Annotated in this window: 1 protein-coding gene; it reads left to right on the plus strand. The window is 54.9% G+C overall.

Annotated features, from left to right (window positions below; genetic code table 11):
- Positions 1 to 461: AI-2E family transporter (locus KHQ28_RS28755; RefSeq protein WP_211777807.1), on the plus strand; the 461-nt coding region annotated here is incomplete at its 5' end.
- Positions 462 to 674: the final 213 nt, after the last annotated feature.

The following is a 674-nucleotide window of genomic DNA, read 5'->3' on the forward strand; positions in this document are numbered from 1 at the left end:
CCGTGGCGCTGGCGCAGGGGGCGCTGGGTGGCTTTGCCTTCTGGATCGCCGGTCTGGACGGCAGCATTCTCTGGGGAGCGCTGATGGCGTTTCTGTCGCTTATCCCGGCGGTGGGCTCGGCCATTATCTGGGTGCCAGCGGCCATCTACCTCTTCGCCACCGGCCAACTGTGGCAGGGCGCCTTTATCGTCGGCTTCTTTGTGATTGTGATTGGCCTGGTGGATAACATTCTGCGTCCACTGCTGGTGGGCAAGGATACCAGGATGCCGGACTATCTGATCCTTATCGCCACTCTGGGCGGCATGGAGATCTACGGTATCAACGGCTTCGTGATCGGGCCGCTGATCGCCGCCCTGTTTATCGCCTGCTGGAACCTGCTGTCGGGACGAGAACATGCCGGCAATACCGATGAAATCGATGAAGAGTTTATTGAGGAAGCGAAAAATAGCCGTAATGAATAGCTTTCCCGGCAGGGGGCTGGCGGCCCGCCAGCGCCTCTGTTGCGCTCTGCGCGGCCGATGTCTTACCAGTAGATAACACTATTCATTTTGCAAAAATTGGTAAATAAATCTTAACATTCAGCTGAGTGATGATAGGCTATCTCTGTCAGGAACGAAAATAAAGGATGATCAACCGTGAAAAAAATCACTACGCTAGCCGTTTCTATGCTGACC

Origin of the sequence: Klebsiella sp. 28 (assembly GCF_018223905.1) — a bacterium.
Taxonomy (GTDB): domain Bacteria; phylum Pseudomonadota; class Gammaproteobacteria; order Enterobacterales; family Enterobacteriaceae; genus Klebsiella; species Klebsiella pneumoniae.